Origin of the sequence: Rudanella lutea DSM 19387 (assembly GCF_000383955.1) — a bacterium.
Lineage (GTDB): Bacteria > Bacteroidota > Bacteroidia > Cytophagales > Spirosomataceae > Rudanella > Rudanella lutea.
Genome location: NZ_KB913013.1, coordinates 5,913,072 through 5,931,191, shown reverse-complemented (window position 1 = coordinate 5,931,191; position 18,120 = coordinate 5,913,072). Strand labels below are relative to the sequence as shown.

Here is an 18,120-nt window from a genome sequence, read left to right as displayed (position 1 = left end):
CAATGAGTGTACAAACTTCTATTGACTTGCTTAAGACGACCGCTACAGTTATTCATAAACGGCGTAAAGATCCCAAAAGCTGGAGACCCAGTGAACTGATTGTATTGGGCGAACGGCTCAACATAAACACTGTAGCTATTGCAAATCTTCGTTCGCTTACACTACAGTTAACCACGATGCCCGAAGAGACCATTCGCCCAGTGATGAAGGCGGCACATCTGGACCGTAAAAAACTCATGATACGAAACCGGAACTATGATAACTGGCAACATGATGAGTTGGAACGGCTTGCATTGGTACTTCGTAACTGGAAGCCGCTCCACTTATCCCAAAAAACAGTATTACATCATGTGTCATAAATTTTTTCTCGCCTTCCTATTAGTAGTGGTGGCTTCGATGGGTGCAGAGGCACAATCGATTTCCGGCACGGTGTTTCGGGATTTCAACGCAGATGGCCTGTATACAAGCCTGCCAGCATCGGGTACCTATAGCTATGGAGAACCTGGTATTGGTGGAGTGAGCATTCGTGCTTACAATTCCGCCGGTACCGAGGTGGCAACCGTTTACAGCAATAGCTTGACAGGGAGCTATAGCCTGACAGGCTTAACAACCGGACAAACCTATCGGATTGAATTTGGCAATTTACCAGGGGGGGATTACGAGACCACTCGTGGTAGAGCGGCAGGAGGTAGCGCAACGTCTATTCAGTTTGTGAAAGCCCCATCGACAGCTGTTAATTTTGGCCTAAACTATCCAAACGATTATTGTCAGCAGTCCCCTCCTCTAATCGTGCCTTGTTTCGTTAGTGGCGATCCCTTAGCCAGTAACAGTACGGTAGCTGATGAGCATGTGCTTGTAAATGTGCCTTACACAGCTCAGGGAACCGCCGTTGTGGCAACACCCCTGGCCGATGCAAGACATATTGGAAGCGTTTGGGGGGCGGCCTACCAGCGTGAGACAAAAAAGCTATTTACGGCCGCTTTTCTTAAACGACATGTTGGGTTGGGGCCTGCCGGACTGGGAGGAATCTACGTGACTAACACAACAGGAGCGCCTACGCCCTCTCTCTATGTAGACCTGGAAAGTGCTCCGTTCAATCTGAATCTGGGAGCTTCCCGGCTGACAGGGCGAACTCTACCGGTAAGTGGAACGGCCTCCAGCACAGATCCCCTTGCCTTTAGTGCCGTAGGAACAGTCGGGTTGGGTGGTTTAGCCCTTTCCACCGATGGAACCGTTCTTTACGCTGTCGATCTATTCAACCGGAAGTTATTAGCCTTAAAAATTGGCAATCCAGCGGCAACGTCGCTGTCAGGAGCCAATCTGACTCAAATTAACTTGCCTGATCCAGCCTGTAATCGTGGTGTGGCCCGTCCGTTCGCTGTCACTGTTCAGGATAGTAAGGTCTTTATTGGTATGGTTTGTACAGGCGAAAACGGAGGCAGCGCGAGCGATCTGTACGCCCATATTTATGCAATGAACGAAGGGGCTACCGCAATTCCTTCAATCCCTGTTCTAAGCTTTCGACTAAATTATTCAAAAGGGCAAGTACATACTGGCGACAGTAATTTGGGGGATAATTGGGAAACCTGGGTAACACAATTCAATCAGCTCAATATAGGAGGCACTATTTCGAGCGGAGCCGTCCGGGTAGGGCGCCCACAGCCTATGCTTACGGATATCACCTTCGCTGATGATGGTGATATGATAGTAGCCTTTAGCGACCGAAGTGGCCATCAGTTAGGCTATGAGCAGCGTAATACAACTGACGCAGGTAGTAATCCCACCCTATACAATGGATACATTGGCGGGGATTTACTGCGGGCTAATTATACGGGGACCGGTTGGGTGTTAGAACAAAACGCTACTTTGGGACCTTTGGCCAGCGTGGGTAGCAATAATGGGCAGGGACCAGGCACCCCAACAAGCAATGGATACAGCAGCCCTTCAGGTGAATTCTTTTTCGGTGAAAATTACAGTACCATCCACGAAGAAACGGGTATGGGCAGTGGATTTTCTGTGCCTGGACTTAATCAGACGATTGTTTCTATCATGGACCCCTTCGATGTCTTTACGGGTGGTTTTGGCTGGTTCGACAATACAACAGGTGCCAGCGTAAGACGCGCCCAATTATATGATTCGAACAGTGATGGAGGCATTACCTATGGCAAAGCCAATGGCTTGGGAGTGATCAAAGCGTTGTGTGATGCTGCCCCTGTTCAAATCGGTAATCGCGTATGGTCTGATTTGAATAATAATGGGGTTCAGGACGCGGCTGAGCCAGGAATTAGTGGGGTGCTAATAACTCTTAAAGGCCCAAATAGCACAACTATAGGTACTGTAACGACCAACGCGCAGGGTGAATATTACTTTACGAATGCAGCCGGAACCGATGGCAACGGCTACAACTACGGCGTCAACCTCACCTATGGCGGTAGTTATAGTCTGTGTTTCCCAACATCAGCTAGTGGGTTGGCTCTTAGTAGCCAGCCTAATGCGGGCACCGGCACCAGCGCTGACTATATTGATTCTGACCCAACAGCGGCGGGGGTAATTGCCTTTACACTGGGGCAGGCGGGCCAGAATAATTTCTCCTATGATGCTGGTTATGTGCCATGCGCCTTGAGCTTCACGGCTAAGCCTGGCTCCTGTAACCCAACTACCAACCGTTACGCTGTAACGGGTACGGTTACCTTCACAGCTACGCCCGGCGGTTCATTAACAATTATCGATGACGGGGCCAACACCCCGGCCGTAGCGACGGTACTATCCGTATCAGCCGGACAAGTAACCTTACCCTTCACTCTGACGGGGCTGGTCAGCGGTGGACGTCGGCATGTAGTATCAGTTTCGTTCTCGACAACGGACTGCGGTACCCAGAGCCTGACGTATCTGTCACCGACGAGTTGCACCGCAACTCCCTGTGTTGGAACAAACCTGCTTACGAACCCATCGTTCGAGCAGGGACTACCCGTGCTACCGGTCGGTCAGACACTACAGAGTCCACCTGTCGGCTGGACGGGCGGTACAGCCGATAACAACCCAAATGCGGGTTTTGCCGCGCCTGATGGGTACGCCTTTGCTTTTTCGGGCGACAATGGAGGAACGCTTTGCCAGTCAGTATCAGCCACGGCGGGAAACACTTACCAACTTACTTTCTATGCAGGTGTGCATCAGCTCAACGGGCAGCGGGTCACGCTCTCATTTCTTAACAGCAACAGTGCGGTACTTGGCACACCGGCCTCTTTTTCCATTACCCATATTCTGGAGAATACCAACAGCTTTGGTGGCCCGTATAGCTTGTCAGGTGTTGCTCCGGCCGGTACTGTTCAAGTGCGCGTTTGCGGGGTAAGTGGGAACGGAGTAGGTTCCAGCTTCTACGTTAAGCTCGATAATCTGTGTTTGACCGGCGCGGCCGCTCCTTGTGCAGTCAGCGTAGCAGTAAACACCCCCGTTTGTAACACGACTACAAACCAGTACGCGCTGTCGGGTACCCTTAGTCTGACCAGCGCTGTAGCGGGTACAGCCACCCTGACAGACGGAACCACCTCAGCTACCTTAGCCATTACAACAGGGCAAGCCTCTGCACCGTTTACCCTGACTGGACTTCGCAGTGGCACCGGGGCCCACAACCTGCTGGTTACGCTGCCCGGATGTGGGTCAGCCTCGGTGGGGTACACAGCTCCTCCGCTCTGCGCCAGTTTGACGCTTGGTTCGGCCACCGTCTGCGCCGGGCAAACCGTTAGCCTGACCGCTATTGGCTGCCCTCAATCGGTGTTATTTGCAGGAGGAGGCTCTGTTAACGGCAATGTACTAACGATTAGTACGGCGGCCAGTCTGACAACGACGGCCATTTTTACTTACACTGCTATCTGCACTAGCACCAGCATAAGCACGACAGGCACTGTAACAGTTAACCCGCTACCCAGCCTTACGCTGACGCAAACTCCTTTGGGAACGGTCACCACCGGTAGCACTGTAACGCTAACCGCTCAGGGCTGCACGGGCGGCACACTCCGCTGGTCAGACAACACCGCCAACCTGAACGGTAATACTGCGACAGTTATGCCAAATAGATCATCACAGGTGTACTCGGCTACCTGCACCACACAGTCTGGTTGTGTTGGTTCAGCCAGTCTGACAGTAACAGCGGTGGAACAGCCTGCGCAACTGGTATTGGTGAAGCAGGTAAGTACTAGCCGCGCTCGGCTTGGTGATCTGCTGACATACACGGTGGTGCTAGCTAATGTAGGTCTGGGCGCTTCTGAACCAGTGAGTGTGACCGATGTGATGCAGGGAGTAGTTTTTGTACCAAGTTCAGCTACCTCCTCGCGGGGTAGTTTCATAAGTACCCCGGCCGGGGGCGTCTGGACACTGCCAGCGCTGCCCGCCAGTACTACTGTGTCACTTGTATATACCGCGTCAGTAGCTGCCGATGGGGTTGTATACAACACCGCCAAAATTCCGTCGCAAACGGCTACGGTCTGTACCTCAGTTCCCATGCTAGTATGTGATAATAATCCGATTGCTATCCTGCTGACTGCTCCGGCTGGATACTCTCGCTACAAGTGGTTTCGATTAGGAGAAAACCAACCCGTTTACGACGGGCCACTGAACAGCTTCACGGCGACACAGGCGGGTGAGTATCGGGTTAGTGTAGTTGGTAGCCAAGGTGCGTGTACCGATGGGTCGTGTTGCCCTGTAGTCATTGAGGCTGTTCCATTTCCACCGGTTACAGCTCTGGCTGTAGCCCCGAGTTGCCAGGGTAATGTACCGCTCTCGAACGGGCAGATAAAACTGGCTTCTTTGGCATCCGCATCGATAGGAGCGGGGCTCCTATATCAAATATCGCCAGGAACAACGTTTGATACTGAACGAGTGCTGGCTCAGGGTAACGTGCCAATAGGTGGGTTACTGGCTGACAATCTGGGGGTGGGTGTATATACAGTTCGCCTAACCACGAGCACAGAACTGGTCTGCCAGCAAGATTTCGTTATTACGGTTTTAGCTACCTGTGTCTGTCCAGCACCTAAATGTGTGCCAATAGTTATAAAGAAGACAAAAGAAGGAGCTAAGTAATTACTAATGAAGGCCCGCAATAAGCGGGCCTTCACTTTATCATCTTCTTTTAAGCTACAGTAAGTAGAGCCAGGTCCACTTGTATTGATCTCTTATTGTACTTTGTAGTAGCTTATATTGCATAAACAAAAACAATCTTCCTCATGATGTCACGTTTACCTACTTTGTATATTAGGGCTTTTTCATAAAAGTAGGGATTGAGCGACCTTTGTGTTTTTTCTCCGACCAAAGAGATTCTTCACCTATGATTGCCCAATCCCAAAAAACGAAGTTAGCCGCTACTGCCAGTTTTTGCAAAATCACCTGCCAGATAGCCGCGACAATCGAGGCAAACGCCATGACTTAGCCTTTGTGCTGACTGGATTGCTGTGGGCCTTACTGCGCTCAGGAGGCCAGCTAAGTCTGAGTAAGTTACACCGTTGGCTGGTACGCGAACACGACTGGTTAGTCAAGCAAACTGGACAAGCTAGCAGAAAGCCCATTTCTGATCCACAACTTCGGCGGGTGCTGGCAGGCTTGGACTATACCTGTTATAATACGCTTAACGCGCAGTTTTTTAACTGGTCACAAACCCAAACTGGGGTGTGGTACAGTGTGGATGGCAAAGAACTACGCGGCAGCATCGACTCAGTAGGCGGCCAAAAGCGCGGCCAGGCGATCGTGCAGTTAGTGTGCCATGAAGATAGCCAAGCTCAGTTGATGGGCTATTATGAAGGGGACAAAGAGTCGGAACGCAAGGTGGTCGCTGCTTACTTTAAAGCACTACCCGTGAGTGCGTTAGCAGGTCGTCGTTTTACACTGGATGCCTTGCACCTCACACCTGAGTTGTTGACTTGGCTGCATGGCGGAGGGAGTGGTTATTTAGTCGGAGCAAAAGCCAATCAGGCCCAGTTGCTGGGGCAACTTACGGCCTGGTCCAATCAGGCTGCCATCACTCAATCCATGGAATGGACCAAAGCTCATGGCCGTCTGGAAAAGCGGTCGTATCGGCTCTACCCCTTGCCGAGTTGGTTGCTGGAAGAGCGGTGGCAAGGGGCGGGTTTGTGCACGCTAATTGTGGTGGAACGCCACACTACGCGCTTGAAGGACGGTCAGATCAGGCAAGAGCAGGCCTATTTTGTGAGTAATCTGCCGCATACGGATACAGGCCTATGTCGAGCGATTCGCGAGCATTGGGTGATTGAAGCCGATCACCATGTGCGGGATACGACTGCTGGCGAAGATGGGCTGCGTTGTGGGCATGGGGCTCGGCTTCGGACGGTATCGAGCCTGTTAACGGTTGGGATCAACTTACTGCGTGCTGAAGATCGAAGGGGCAACCTGCGAGCCTACTGGGAAGACTGCACGGCCAGTCGAGAGCGGGCAATGGCTTGTTGGAAACCCAGTTAATCGTTTTATGAAAAAGCCCTGCTTTGTATATTTATTGCTTTGTCTTTCTGAATTATACTTAAAACGTGCGTTGGGACAGTCCAAGCCAGTCAATTTCTCTCATGAAATTACGCAGTACCGAGCTGAGTTGACCCGAGCAAAGACCCAGCTATTCGCGCAGAGGTATTTTTTCGACTCATTAAGAACTACTTGTTGTTCCGAAATTGTACGGATCACTCAAAGTGAATCAGACCCAGTTTTACTCCGAAATACTTAATACGTGGGATAAAGGTTTATTAATCAGAAAGCCTGACATCAAGGACGTCAGGCTTTGCCAGCTACTTTTGATAAATGTTATTTCCCTTCAAGTGCTATCTTAAGATAGACAGTCGTAAAGAATGTATGCTACTTAAAATGACATTGACTACAGAATAGACAACATGCCTTTGAAAGGTATGCATGTAAATACTTTGCAAATATACAGTTACAGTCGATCAGAAACTATATACTATTTAGTTTTCTGTTACTTTTAGTAAACCGATTAAGGTGATAAAACGTGTTCATTTTCCCTTTTAATAACTCTTTTCCTGCAAAATTGTCAATGTATTCACTTTGGAAATTGTGTATTATAAAAAAACATACAATTAAGTATTATTAGCTATTTCCTATAGACAAAAAATACTATTTATAAAAGCAGAAAACCCACTCAAGCAAGCGGGTTTCTAGTTATACAAACTTCTTTTACTAAAATGATAAATTAAAGTTGATCAGCTTAGTAGTGAGAAGATATAATATGGGTTAGGGTATGCAGGTAATATAAGAGGTAGCTTGCTTTTGCTGATAAACTACTTAGAATATGTGTAAAATTAGATGAATGGATTTAATATGCAATTAAGGATAAAGAAAATATTGTCAATGCTTAATGTCGTCATTTTTGAGTAGTAACCAATCAATCGATTTACGAATAGATCAATAGGAAATATCTATAAGACGACAATATCTTTATGTGATATTGTCGTCTTTTTTAGTGAATAATATTGTGAGCATTTAATCGGCCTTTCTGATAACTATTAGATGTATGTATTTAAATACCCGAATGATCTTTTTAATCATTGATAAAAACTTTGAAACTTTTAGGGCAATCAAAGATGCATTGCACAAAGTTGACGCTCAAATAAAAATTTATACGGTAGGTAGTCGAACGGAGTTAGTTACTCATCTGGAGAATGCTATTAAACTGCCGCCAAACCTACTTATACTGGATACAATCCCGAATAGCAAACTCGATAGGCTTCCGGTAGCTAATCTGATCAGAACCTATGATTTAACGCATTTGACGCCTGTTATCGCTTACACGTACGAAGGGAATGATCGGTTCGTACCATCTCCATGTCAAAAATATGGAGATGTGTTTCGTCAAATGCCCAAAGTAATAGAGGAATGGGAGAATACGGTAAACTATTTGGCTGGTATATGGAGGATTGACTCATTCCCACTTGCTTGAGTCAATCCGGAGCAGTGATTGCACTATACAAGTCGTGGAATAGAACTGTAGGTCAGATAGTTATCCACCGGACTGTATATTATAACTTACTGATGAGTAAATATCAAATGTCTGTCAGTAGTTTTACACTTGCATCTCATTAGTGTTATTTTTAAGTGTAAGTAGTGAGTAAATCCGCCTTCGCCTTTGAAGGCGGATTTCTGCTTACCGTTAGACCTATTGCTGGTGCATGCTTCACAACTAAGTCGAAAGCGAATATATGAACAACGATAAACAACTTAGTATTTTACTGGTTGAATCTGACAGTAATACTGCACAACTCATAAGGAATACTCTGCAAACGGTTGACCCTATTTCTGTTTTAGAGGTAGCTAGTAGCCAGGATGAATTAGTAGCCATTCTGGATAAGGCCACGCTACCTTTTTTTGACATACTTCTACTAGATTTGAAGTATGAGGCTGAGTTAAACGGACCCTTAGTAATCGACTTAGTTCGGAATTACCCTTGTACCCAATTGATGCCCATTGTCGCCCTAGCCTCTCAGGAGGACTTTCAGGCTGCAATGGCCTCTCATCACCCACGCGTTAACTCTTACTTGCCAAAACCAGAGACATTTGAAGGGTGGTCGCATACGTTGAAACTATTTACCGACTATTGGAAAGAAACACTGCTGTCAATTCGAGTATTGATGATTTGATTAGAATATTCTGATTGAAAGGTGATCTATACAGATACAAGGATTAAGGGAAATGGATAAAGGGAAAATCCCGACCTCTTTGAAGTTGGGATTTTTTGTACACATTGTGTTATAAGGGCCGTTTAATCATGTTTATGGCCATCTTGATGCGGTAGTAAGTTCTAGTCTTGTGAAATGTAATAGTCAATAACTCAATCAATCGTGAACCTTCCGCTTTGTGTTAGGATGGCTGGTATTGACAGGATGGGGCTAGGCGACTAAGCCGAATTTGTTATCACGTTTATCACTGGAATACCTGGCTTTTATATTAACTAGCGTTTAGTAAACTCACCCTTCGATGAAGGGTGAGTTTCTTTTTGGGACTGTGCACCTAAAAAGTCAAGAGGGGATCTATTTGGGGTTTACGGTTATTGGTATCGTTGGCTAACTACCAGTTCTGAATAAGTTTTGTGTAGGCCTGCCTTTTATATGGGTACTCTATACCCCCTGAGAAGATACGGGCTGACCCAGAGTCACCCAAAAGTAGATCACCGACGTTAGGCAGTAGAGTTGGGTTGAGAATCTCCATTTTGAATAGCTCCGGAATTCCCAAAGGGTCGCGGGTTTCGAGTGCGATCGTAGCTCTATCTGTACAGGGTATTACATCGATGATTCGTGCGTCGAGGGACATACTTTTTTAGTGCAGCTAAAGTTAAAGGTAAAATTAAGGTTAAGGTTTTCATATTTTACTATATGCAAGTAATATAAATTATTTTGAAAAGTTGCATCATTAAAAACGGTTCAAAAGCTAGGTTTCTCGATAGTACTTAAATTTTACTGACTAGGCGTTATTAAATTTCAACGTATTTCGCTCTCATTGTTCTGTCGTCAAATGCCAACTTGAACCAACATAACTCTTCCGCTACAGGGTATACCTGTAAATGCTAGGACGGTTTATAACTAATTTCGTCAGTGGTACCATGATGGATCCTAACAGGTGCTACTAGAATCGGTATGATATTCAAACGAGATAGCAGGGCGTTCAATTTACTCCAGTCGCATAGCCATTGTTAGTCGTAGTGTACGAAAGATTTTGTGAATTAATATATACATGAGTATGTATTTTAAAAAACGAATCAATAGCCATAAATACCATCGGTTCGTTAATGTGTTTAATTTGCCTGTGCTGCTCATATGGCATCCGCCAAAGTGTAGATTCTTAGCCGTTCGGCATATCACATATAGTCGTACCAGAACAATCTTTAACTTTTATCCTACGAAACACTGCGTTATTAATTTTACCTATACCTTTAAGAATCAGTAAATAACTTCAAAATAGTTACTATCTAAAATGCCGGCCAAGAAGATACCACTATCAGACGAGCGCTATACTGCCAATCAATTATTCGACAAATCACCTCTCGCTATTGCTATAGTTAGTCATCCTTCTGGGAAATTGATATATACTAATCCCATATTTGACAACGTCTATGACCTGAAGAGTTCGACTGCAGGGCAAACTGTAAAAGATGTATGGACAAGTGACAGTCAAACAATACTATTGAGTCTTATCGAAGAGACATACCTGAGCGGCCAACCAGCTATGCTGGCTGAGTATCGAATGTATAATAATAACGAGGGTGTAAGTCAACGTGAATGTTTTCAATGGACGGCAACGCCTGTTCAAACAGCTTATAGTCAGGATATTCAAATACTTCTTCAAGGTGTAGCCATTAGTCGCTACGTTGAAGCCCCAAAACTTAATGATTCAAATAAGTTCGTTCTAAATCCAACAAACGATTATTTCGCTTTAAGTATAAATGCCGGAAATGTAGGTACATGGTATTGGGAAGTCGAAAAAGACGAGCTTACCTGGAGCCAAGAACAGTTGAATATATATGGAATAGAACCTGCCGAATTTGGAGGAAATTTCAGTAGTTTTTTTTCTTTTCTGTTTGAAGAAGACAAATCTCGCATACTGAATTTGACTGAATGCCATAATACGTCAGCGGGCGAGTATGAGTATCAATTTCGTATACGTCGTAAGGATGGCTCATTACGTTGGATTCTGGCTCGTTCACGTACTTGTTTTGATCAACATGGAAAAATAAAGTTCATTATAGGCACTAACTTCGATATTACCGAGCAGAAATTAACCGAAGAACGATTACGCCAATCCCAAAAACGGGTACAATTCGCTATGGAAGCCGGTAGTATGTACTTTTGGGAGATTGATTTGCAAACAGGTCAATCTATATGGTCTGACAATACAGCCCGCATCCTTGATATAGCTTCTGACTACCTACCCAAAACGTTAATTGATGCTCAACGATTTAATCATCCTGAAGATAGTCATGAAGTCCAGGAGTTGTTCAGTCGCGTATTGAAAGGAGAGGTAAATAAAATCGCATACGAACAAAGAATTATTCACCCTATTAATGGGTCAACAATTTGGCTTCAGGTACAGGGAATTGTAGAATATACAGAAGGTAACGCAGTTAGACTCATAGGTGTATCCGAAAATATTTCCCAAAAAAAGGAAGTTCAACAAGCCTTTTTAAATCAACAAAAATTCACCCAAAGTGTACTGGAAGCATCGCCTTCACTAACATACATATTTGATCTAACTACGCGCTCCAATACATATGTATCTAACCAAATTACTGACATACTAGGATATACAGCTGAAGAAATCTCCGCAAAGGGTGACGCCCTCTTGTCTACTCTCTTACATCCTCAGGATATATCGGATGCTAATAAGCGTTTCCAACAATTCTTGGAACAGGAGGAGAATGATGTTCTGTCCGCTGAATACAGAATGCAGCACAAGAGTGGTAATTGGATATGGTTGTATGACCGAGCCCGGGTTTTTCAACGAGATATTCAAGGAACTCCAATACAAATTTTGGGTGTAGCTACGGACATAACCGAACGAAAACAACTTGAGAAGGAATTACAGGAGCAGTTCGACGAACTTCAAAATATTTATCAGAATGCCCCCATCGGCTTGGCTGTCGTTGACAGAGAGCTTCGGTTTATTCGTGCGAACGATAGGTTGGCTGAAATCAATGGATTATCTATCGAGGAGCATTTGGGAAATACAATCACTGATATTGTTCCAGACTTAGCAGGACAGGTTAGCACCATTTTACAACACGTGTTTCAGACTGGCCAACCGTTACTAAACATAGAGTTGAACGGTTACACAAAAGCGGACCCCAACAAGGAGCGCTACTGGATGGAGAGTTGGTATCCACTTAAAAATGGAAAGGGTGATACCTTTGCTGTATCTGTTGTAGTAGAGGAAACGACAGAACGTAAACGTGCGGAAGCAGAAATCAATTCTCTTCGTGAACAACTGGAGCTTACCATTGAAAATATTCCGGCAGAAGTATATGTATTCGATGCTTCCCGACAAATAAGACTAAGCAATCGGGCTGCTCGCGAAAATATACATCAACTGACAGGCGAGTACAACGAATTAGGCCCTGGTCTGCCATTTCTAAAAGAAATGGCAGACCAGAAATTCTTATATTTTGACGAGAATAATAACCCTTTGTCTAGCGACCAGACATGCACCTCCCTGGCCTTCCAAACAGCTAGAGAGAGCCAAGCAGTCGTTAAACGAGTGGAGAAAAATAACAATGCCACAAAATGGCTTATGTTGCATTCCACTCCCCTTTTAGATGAGACTGGATGCGTTCGTTTAGTTATCACCACAGCTACAGATATTACAGCAACGAAGCAGGCCCATGTTTTAGTTGAAGAGAGCGAAGCGCGTTTTCGTATTGTTGCAGACGCTACACCAACGATGGTTTGGGCCTTACACCCGGACGGGACATCCAAATATGCGAACAATTGTGTGCTGCAATATTTTGGAATAACTGAAAAGCAATACTACCAGGCTTCCCAGCTGGATTGGGTGCACCCTGATGATATCCAACAAGCGCGAATAGCCTTCGCTAATGGGCTTCAACACCAGCAAGCTTTTGACGTAGAGTACCGTTTGCGTCGCTATGATGGGATATATCATTGGTTTTTAGTACGAGTTCGCCCCAGTTTTTATCCTACTGGTGAATTATATGGTTTTGTGGGTTCGTCAACTGACTTTACAGATCAAAAACAGAGCTCTCTCCGCCTTGAACTAGCGCAGAAAGTGGGGCGGGCGGGTTTTTTTGAGTGGAATCTTTTGACAAATAAACTACACGTCACAGGCATTCTAAAAGAGCTCCTGAATACGGTTACTGGTTTGGTTAATCTTACTGATTGGACGGGTCGCCTTGTTCCAGAAGATTATGAACGAACTAGAACGGTGCTCGATGAAGCTATCGCCCAAAGAAAAACGCAGCTAACCTACGACCTACGTGTACAAGTTGAAGATAAAATTAGGTGGCTAGCTGCTGAAGCAACTATAAACTATAATACGGAAGGCAAAGCTATTCAGATTGTAGGAATCAATTATGATGTTACAGATCGCAAACAAATAGAATTGGCCCTCCAGGAAAGTGAGGCTTTATTCCGACGAATGTCAGACGATTCTCCTGTTTGGGTATGGCTAGTTGACAGCCAAATTCGGGCAAATTATGCCAACTGGTCTATGGTGACTTATTTAGGACTCTCAAGTCCGCAGGAGTTCTCAGGGTACATCTGGGAAGGGTTAACTCATCCTGATGATCTGATTACAGTTTATGAGACTTTTACAGAAGCTGTTAAAAATCAGCAACCTTTCTCATTTGAGAGTAGGGTAAAGAACTCCGCAACGGGTCAATATGAGTGGTGCCTATTTAAAGGAGTTCCTAATATCCATGAAGGGAGCTTTATTGGATTTATTGGGACGGGCATTCATATTCACCACCAGAAAACATTTGCCGAACAGCTTGAAAAAGAAGTGACTCAACGGACGGCCGAACTAATGAATGTTAATGGTGAGTTGCGCCGGAGTAATGAATATCTCCAGCAATTTGCCTACGTAGCCAGTCATGATTTGCAGGAACCGTTACGAAAAATTCAGTCCTTTGGGGACATCTTAAGTAAACAATTCGGGCAGGTATTAAGTGAAGATGGGTTGGATTTGCTTTACCGAATGCAGAACGCTGCTAAGCGAATGTCCCAGTTGGTAAAAGACCTGTTGTCATATTCCCGCTTAAGTACTCATCAGCAACCCAAACGCCCTATCGCAATATCAGAGTTGATTAAATCCGTTTTGAGTGACTTTGAATTGCTAATCGAGCAAACCCACGCATCTATAACTGTTCGGGAATTACCTACGATTATAGCAGATCCTTTTCAGATACAGCAGTTATTTTCTAATCTAATTGGCAATGCACTTAAATATGTTGCGGAAGGAACGACGCCTGAAATCGTTCTGAATTGCCGACTGATTCCTGTTGAGCAAATAGACCTTACCTTAATCTCTTCCCGCCCGGATACACACCAGCTCACTCCCTGCTATTACGAATTTACTATAACTGATAACGGCATCGGATTTGACGAACAGTATCTTGATCGGATCTTTGGCATGTTTCAGCGTTTAGTAGGAAAATCACAATATGAAGGCAGCGGTATGGGATTAGCGATCTGTAAACGGGTAATCGATAATCATGGAGGATTTATCACGGCCCGTAGTCAACCAGGGAAGGGAAGTACTTTTATCGTATACCTCCCTCAATCTGATGATTAACTATATGGCTGAATAAGAATCCAAACGTTTGGTAGGATTACGAGTTATAAATTATTAAGGCAAAACATATTAATATATTTTGCCTTAATAATTTAAGTATACAATGGGTGTTTCACCGGCTTATCCTATTGTGGAGTTTCTTAATGTCAACGGTACTTAAGCTACAATATATTTCATAATCCGCTCAAGTAAACTCGTTTGCGGAAACACTTTGAACTATTTATCTGGTAATCGCTAAACTGTGGAGATAATAATTCACTATTTTAGAGACTGTCTAAAAATGGTATTTTGAATGAAATAAGGAGCTAGCAAGTTAGTCGATACAACACACGACCAATGTATCCTACTTCCCTCACTGACTCCCACCGGGCAGTCGGCATTGTGGCAATTTATCTAAGAACTGCTTATCCATCAACGAAAACATAAACTGCACTAAGTGCTCAATGCCATTTTCTATGTGGTCAAAGGGGGGAACCCCTGGTGGTTGATGCCCACTGATCTGCCGCCCTGGAAAAGCGTCTACTATTACTACGCCAAATTCCGCAAAGCGGGCATCTGGCGGGAGCTGAACGATACCCTGCAGGCGAAAACCCGCTAGAAGGCCAAGCGCAAGCTGAGTCCCTCAGTGGCTAACCTCGATAGCCAAAGTGTGAAAACCAACTAGTGTGGTCGGCCAACGGGTTTTTGATGCGGCCAGTCAAAGGTCGTAAACGCCACATTCTGGTGGATACACTAGGGCTACTACTGCGGTGGTGGACTACCGAGCCAACATTGACGAACGGCAGGGAGCGGGTTTTGTTTTGACACAGCTGTGGAGCCGCAAAGCTATGTTTCCCTGGCTGGCGGTCATCTTTGCAGATGGAGGTTATGGTGGGGAGTTTGAAGCGGTGGTCAAGAAGACGTATGGGTGGGTGTTACAGATTGTGCGAAAGCCGTTTGGGTTGAAAACGTTTGTGGTGTTACCCAAGCGGTGGATTGTGGAGCGTACGGGAGTGATTTTTAAACTGTGTCAGGCGGGCTTTAGTCGAAGCGATGCGGTTTGATGCGTTCTTCAAAGATACTTGTCAGGTCGTTGATGACCTCCTTCCAGTTGTAGGTTTTTGTTTCCCACTTTGTTTCCAAATTCTGAATCACCAGATACACCAGCTTTTGCAAAGCTACGTCAGAAGCAAAAGCTCCCTTCGTCTTGGTCACCTTGCGGAGCTGGCGATGGTAAGCTTCCACCGTGTTGGTGGTATAGACCACCTTGCGAAGGCTGGCGGGGTAATCGTAAAACGAGGATAGCAACGACCAGTTGCTCACCCAGCCTGCCAGTGCTTGCGGGTACCTACTGCCCCACTGCTCTTGCATCCATTGTAGATTCTCCCAGCCCTGCTCGGCAGTAGGAGCCTGATAAACGGTTTTGATGGCCTTGACAAACTCTTTCAGATGCTTATCAGGAATAAAGCGGAACGAATTACGTAACTGATGCACAATGCATAACTGGACCGTTGTGCGGGGGAAAACCGTGTTGATAGCCGTATCAAAGCCTTTGAGCCCATCCACACAACTAATCAGAATGTCTTCTACCCCTCGTTGTTTTAAGTCCGTCAGCACTGTTAGCCAGAAGCGGGCCGATTCGCTCTCGGCTGTATAAATGCCCAGTACCTGTTTACGACCTGATAGCGTCAGCCCGATCACGCTGTACAACACACGCGTGACCACTTTACCGTCCTGACGAACCTTGTAATAGATGCCATCCATCGGACCGCCGAAGCGGCCACATCAATACATACAAACTCGCCAGGGGCCGGTTTTGCCAGTCCCGCATGGCGGGCAAAACCTTATCGGTAATGCTGGTTAGCTCACTATCAGAGAGTGAGTAACCATACATCTCCTGGAGATGCTGACTGATGTCGGCGTAGCTACAGCCGCGCCCATAGAGCGAAAGAATTTTAGCTTCCAACTGATCAGTGAGTACCACTTGGCGCTTGGGGACGAGTTGCGGTTGATAGCTGCCCGCTCGATCACGGGGCGTGGTCAGCTCCAGTAGCCCTGCGCTACTCTTAACTGTCTTGGTGGTTTTGCCGTTGCGTCGGTTGGCTTGGGGGCGTGACTCGGCTAAGTGGTTCTCCATTTCCCCGTCCAAAGCTGATTCTAAAAAGTGCTTGAGTAAGGGAGCGAACAGGCCGTCCTGGCCGGTAAGGGGCTTGCCATCATAAAGGCCCTTGATGGCCGCTTTTTTGAAGGCTTCGTAGTCGAAGGAGTCAGTCATGAGTAGGAAATTAGGAAATTGTTTTCTTCCCTTCTATTCAAACCCAATCTTGACACAGTTTAAAAAGCAGTCTCGAGCGTACGTTTACCTGGCTGAGTCAACATCGGCTGTTGAGTGTGGATTACGAGCGGTCGGTCAAATTCTCAGAAGCCATAATTCAAATAGCGATGATCCGAATTATGCTTAAACGACTTTAAATCCCATTTTTAGACAGCCTCTAACATTTGAATTAATTCTGAAATTTCAGTTTCCGTTTGGGAAAATATAAAACATATGTCTTCGACAGGCAAAAACTCAATGTGATGAAGAGTTATAGATAGATTTTTGATGTTACGCTGCAATATGTCAAGTAGCTGTTCTCTATCTTCTCGGGTAGGATTGGCGCTTAATAAATGAAGTGTGCAACAAACGACACTACAAATGCTTTTAAGATCGTGTACTATTTCCCTTGACGAATAAGTATTCATATTCTATTATACATTTTGATCCTGCTTATTCGAACAGGATATAAGGGACAGTTTGAGCACGAGTATTATACAAAACTTGCAAGTTCAGTGTGTCGCTAAACCGGACCACCTCAGAGCGCGGCATTTTATCAATATGCACTCTACTATACATCTTCCGTAAAATAGCCTGGATACAAAGTCATTATGTAGTGAAAAACAAGTTCTGACGCTTCTAGTGGATTAAAATCTATCAGCCGCTTATTCAAGTCCTCATAACGAGTCATATTCTTTTTTTGAGACACTTTTAAGTGTGTGAGGTCGTTTCTCAAATCATTGATTCTAACAATCTTATTATACTTTTCGTTAAACTGGGTGTAATAGTCAAACCCACTAATAACAGGCATGACGTATCGAATCTTCGAGTTGAAATCAATCCATTCAAGTTGATTCTTTGTTAGTGGACTGCCTGCTTCATCCAAAAAATACCCCTCAGGTACCATTTGAATACCCTGATCAAAAAAGCCTTCCAGCGTCATAACCAAGAAAATTATACCCTGAGATACTTCTTCAAAGTAGTTGGTCAACAATCCAAAATAGTTATCTACTCTGTTCCGGCTGCGAATCATATTTCTTAATGGTTGCGCAGCCTCTAAATGTTCATTGGCAATTTGCAAATAAAGGTGAACGGGATTAGGTTCTTGAAGTAAAATAATCTGCCCCTTGTTCTGTGATGAGTTAAGTACGCTCGTTATAACAGCTTCATTCTTCTCATCTCCTGTCTTAACGGCCACGATAGCCTCACCGAACTTTTTTATAAATTTAAACGCTTCAGTAACACGCCGTTCTGCTTCGTCAGGAGGTAGATCATTTAGATCGATATGTTTAACTTCCGAAATTTTCAAGTTCAACGAATTGAGACTCGTCAAAGGATCGACTTTAATCTTCCTAAATACTTTACTCATAGGATTACCGTTTTGAGCTTCATTTAAAAGCCTATATACCAGAAGCTATAACAAATTCTCGCAATTTAAATTTCCCAAGATCTCAGCCTATAATTAACCTCCTCCCACGAGCGTAGTAGTCGGCTATGTTTTTGCCGGCCTCCGTCCATGAATA

General features: G+C 45.0%; 8 protein-coding genes and 2 pseudogenes. 8 read left to right on the top strand and 2 right to left on the bottom strand.

All coding sequences use genetic code 11. The features are described 5' to 3' along the window. The first annotated feature begins 255 nt into the window (after positions 1–255). From RUDLU_RS0124415 to RUDLU_RS28155, 7 genes are all read left to right on the top strand, one after another. A complete protein-coding gene (locus RUDLU_RS0124415; protein ID WP_083940638.1) occupies positions 256–5,076 on the top strand; it encodes an SdrD B-like domain-containing protein in 4,821 nt (1,606 codons plus the stop codon). A gap of 291 nt (positions 5,077–5,367) precedes the next feature. Beyond that, positions 5,368–6,465, top strand: a complete 1,098-nt coding sequence (locus tag RUDLU_RS0124405) for an ISAs1 family transposase (RefSeq protein ID WP_169578073.1) — start codon at positions 5,368–5,370, stop codon at positions 6,463–6,465. A gap of 1,075 nt (positions 6,466–7,540) precedes the next feature. Beyond that, a complete protein-coding gene (locus RUDLU_RS0124400; protein WP_044129685.1) occupies positions 7,541–7,948 on the top strand; it encodes a hypothetical protein in 408 nt (135 codons plus the stop codon). A 259-nt stretch (positions 7,949–8,207) separates the two neighbouring features. After that, positions 8,208–8,645, top strand: a complete 438-nt coding sequence (locus RUDLU_RS0124395; protein ID WP_019991073.1) for a response regulator — start codon at positions 8,208–8,210, stop codon at positions 8,643–8,645. Positions 8,646–9,975: 1,330 nt separating this feature from the next. Then, a complete protein-coding gene (locus tag RUDLU_RS0124380; protein WP_019991070.1) occupies positions 9,976–14,304 on the top strand; it encodes a PAS domain-containing protein in 4,329 nt (1,442 codons plus the stop codon). A 436-nt stretch (positions 14,305–14,740) separates the two neighbouring features. Then, the gene (locus RUDLU_RS29410) at positions 14,741–14,902 is read left to right on the top strand and encodes a transposase (protein WP_019991069.1); all 162 of its coding nucleotides are present in this window, start codon (positions 14,741–14,743) and stop codon (positions 14,900–14,902) included. A 151-nt stretch (positions 14,903–15,053) separates the two neighbouring features. Next, positions 15,054–15,347: a hypothetical protein gene (locus RUDLU_RS28155; protein WP_157580420.1), complete on the top strand. Its 294-nt coding sequence runs from the start codon at positions 15,054–15,056 to the stop codon at positions 15,345–15,347. Here RUDLU_RS28155 and RUDLU_RS30645 read toward each other — a convergent pair. Beyond that, positions 15,325–16,558, bottom strand: a pseudogene (locus tag RUDLU_RS30645) (IS256 family transposase). The gene RUDLU_RS28155 and the pseudogene RUDLU_RS30645 sit on opposite strands and share 23 nt — an antisense overlap. A 53-nt stretch (positions 16,559–16,611) precedes the next feature. On the opposite strand from RUDLU_RS30645, the pseudogene RUDLU_RS29810 reads away from it, so the two are divergent. Then, positions 16,612–16,755 (top strand): annotated as a pseudogene (locus RUDLU_RS29810) (IS5-like element ISCaa9 family transposase); the annotation flags it as partial. Between the two features lie 413 nt (positions 16,756–17,168). Here the strand turns inward: RUDLU_RS29810 and RUDLU_RS0124360 are convergent. Then, the gene (locus RUDLU_RS0124360; RefSeq protein WP_019991067.1) at positions 17,169–17,966 is read right to left on the bottom strand and encodes a hypothetical protein; all 798 of its coding nucleotides are present in this window, start codon (positions 17,964–17,966) and stop codon (positions 17,169–17,171) included. Positions 17,967–18,120: the final 154 nt, after the last annotated feature.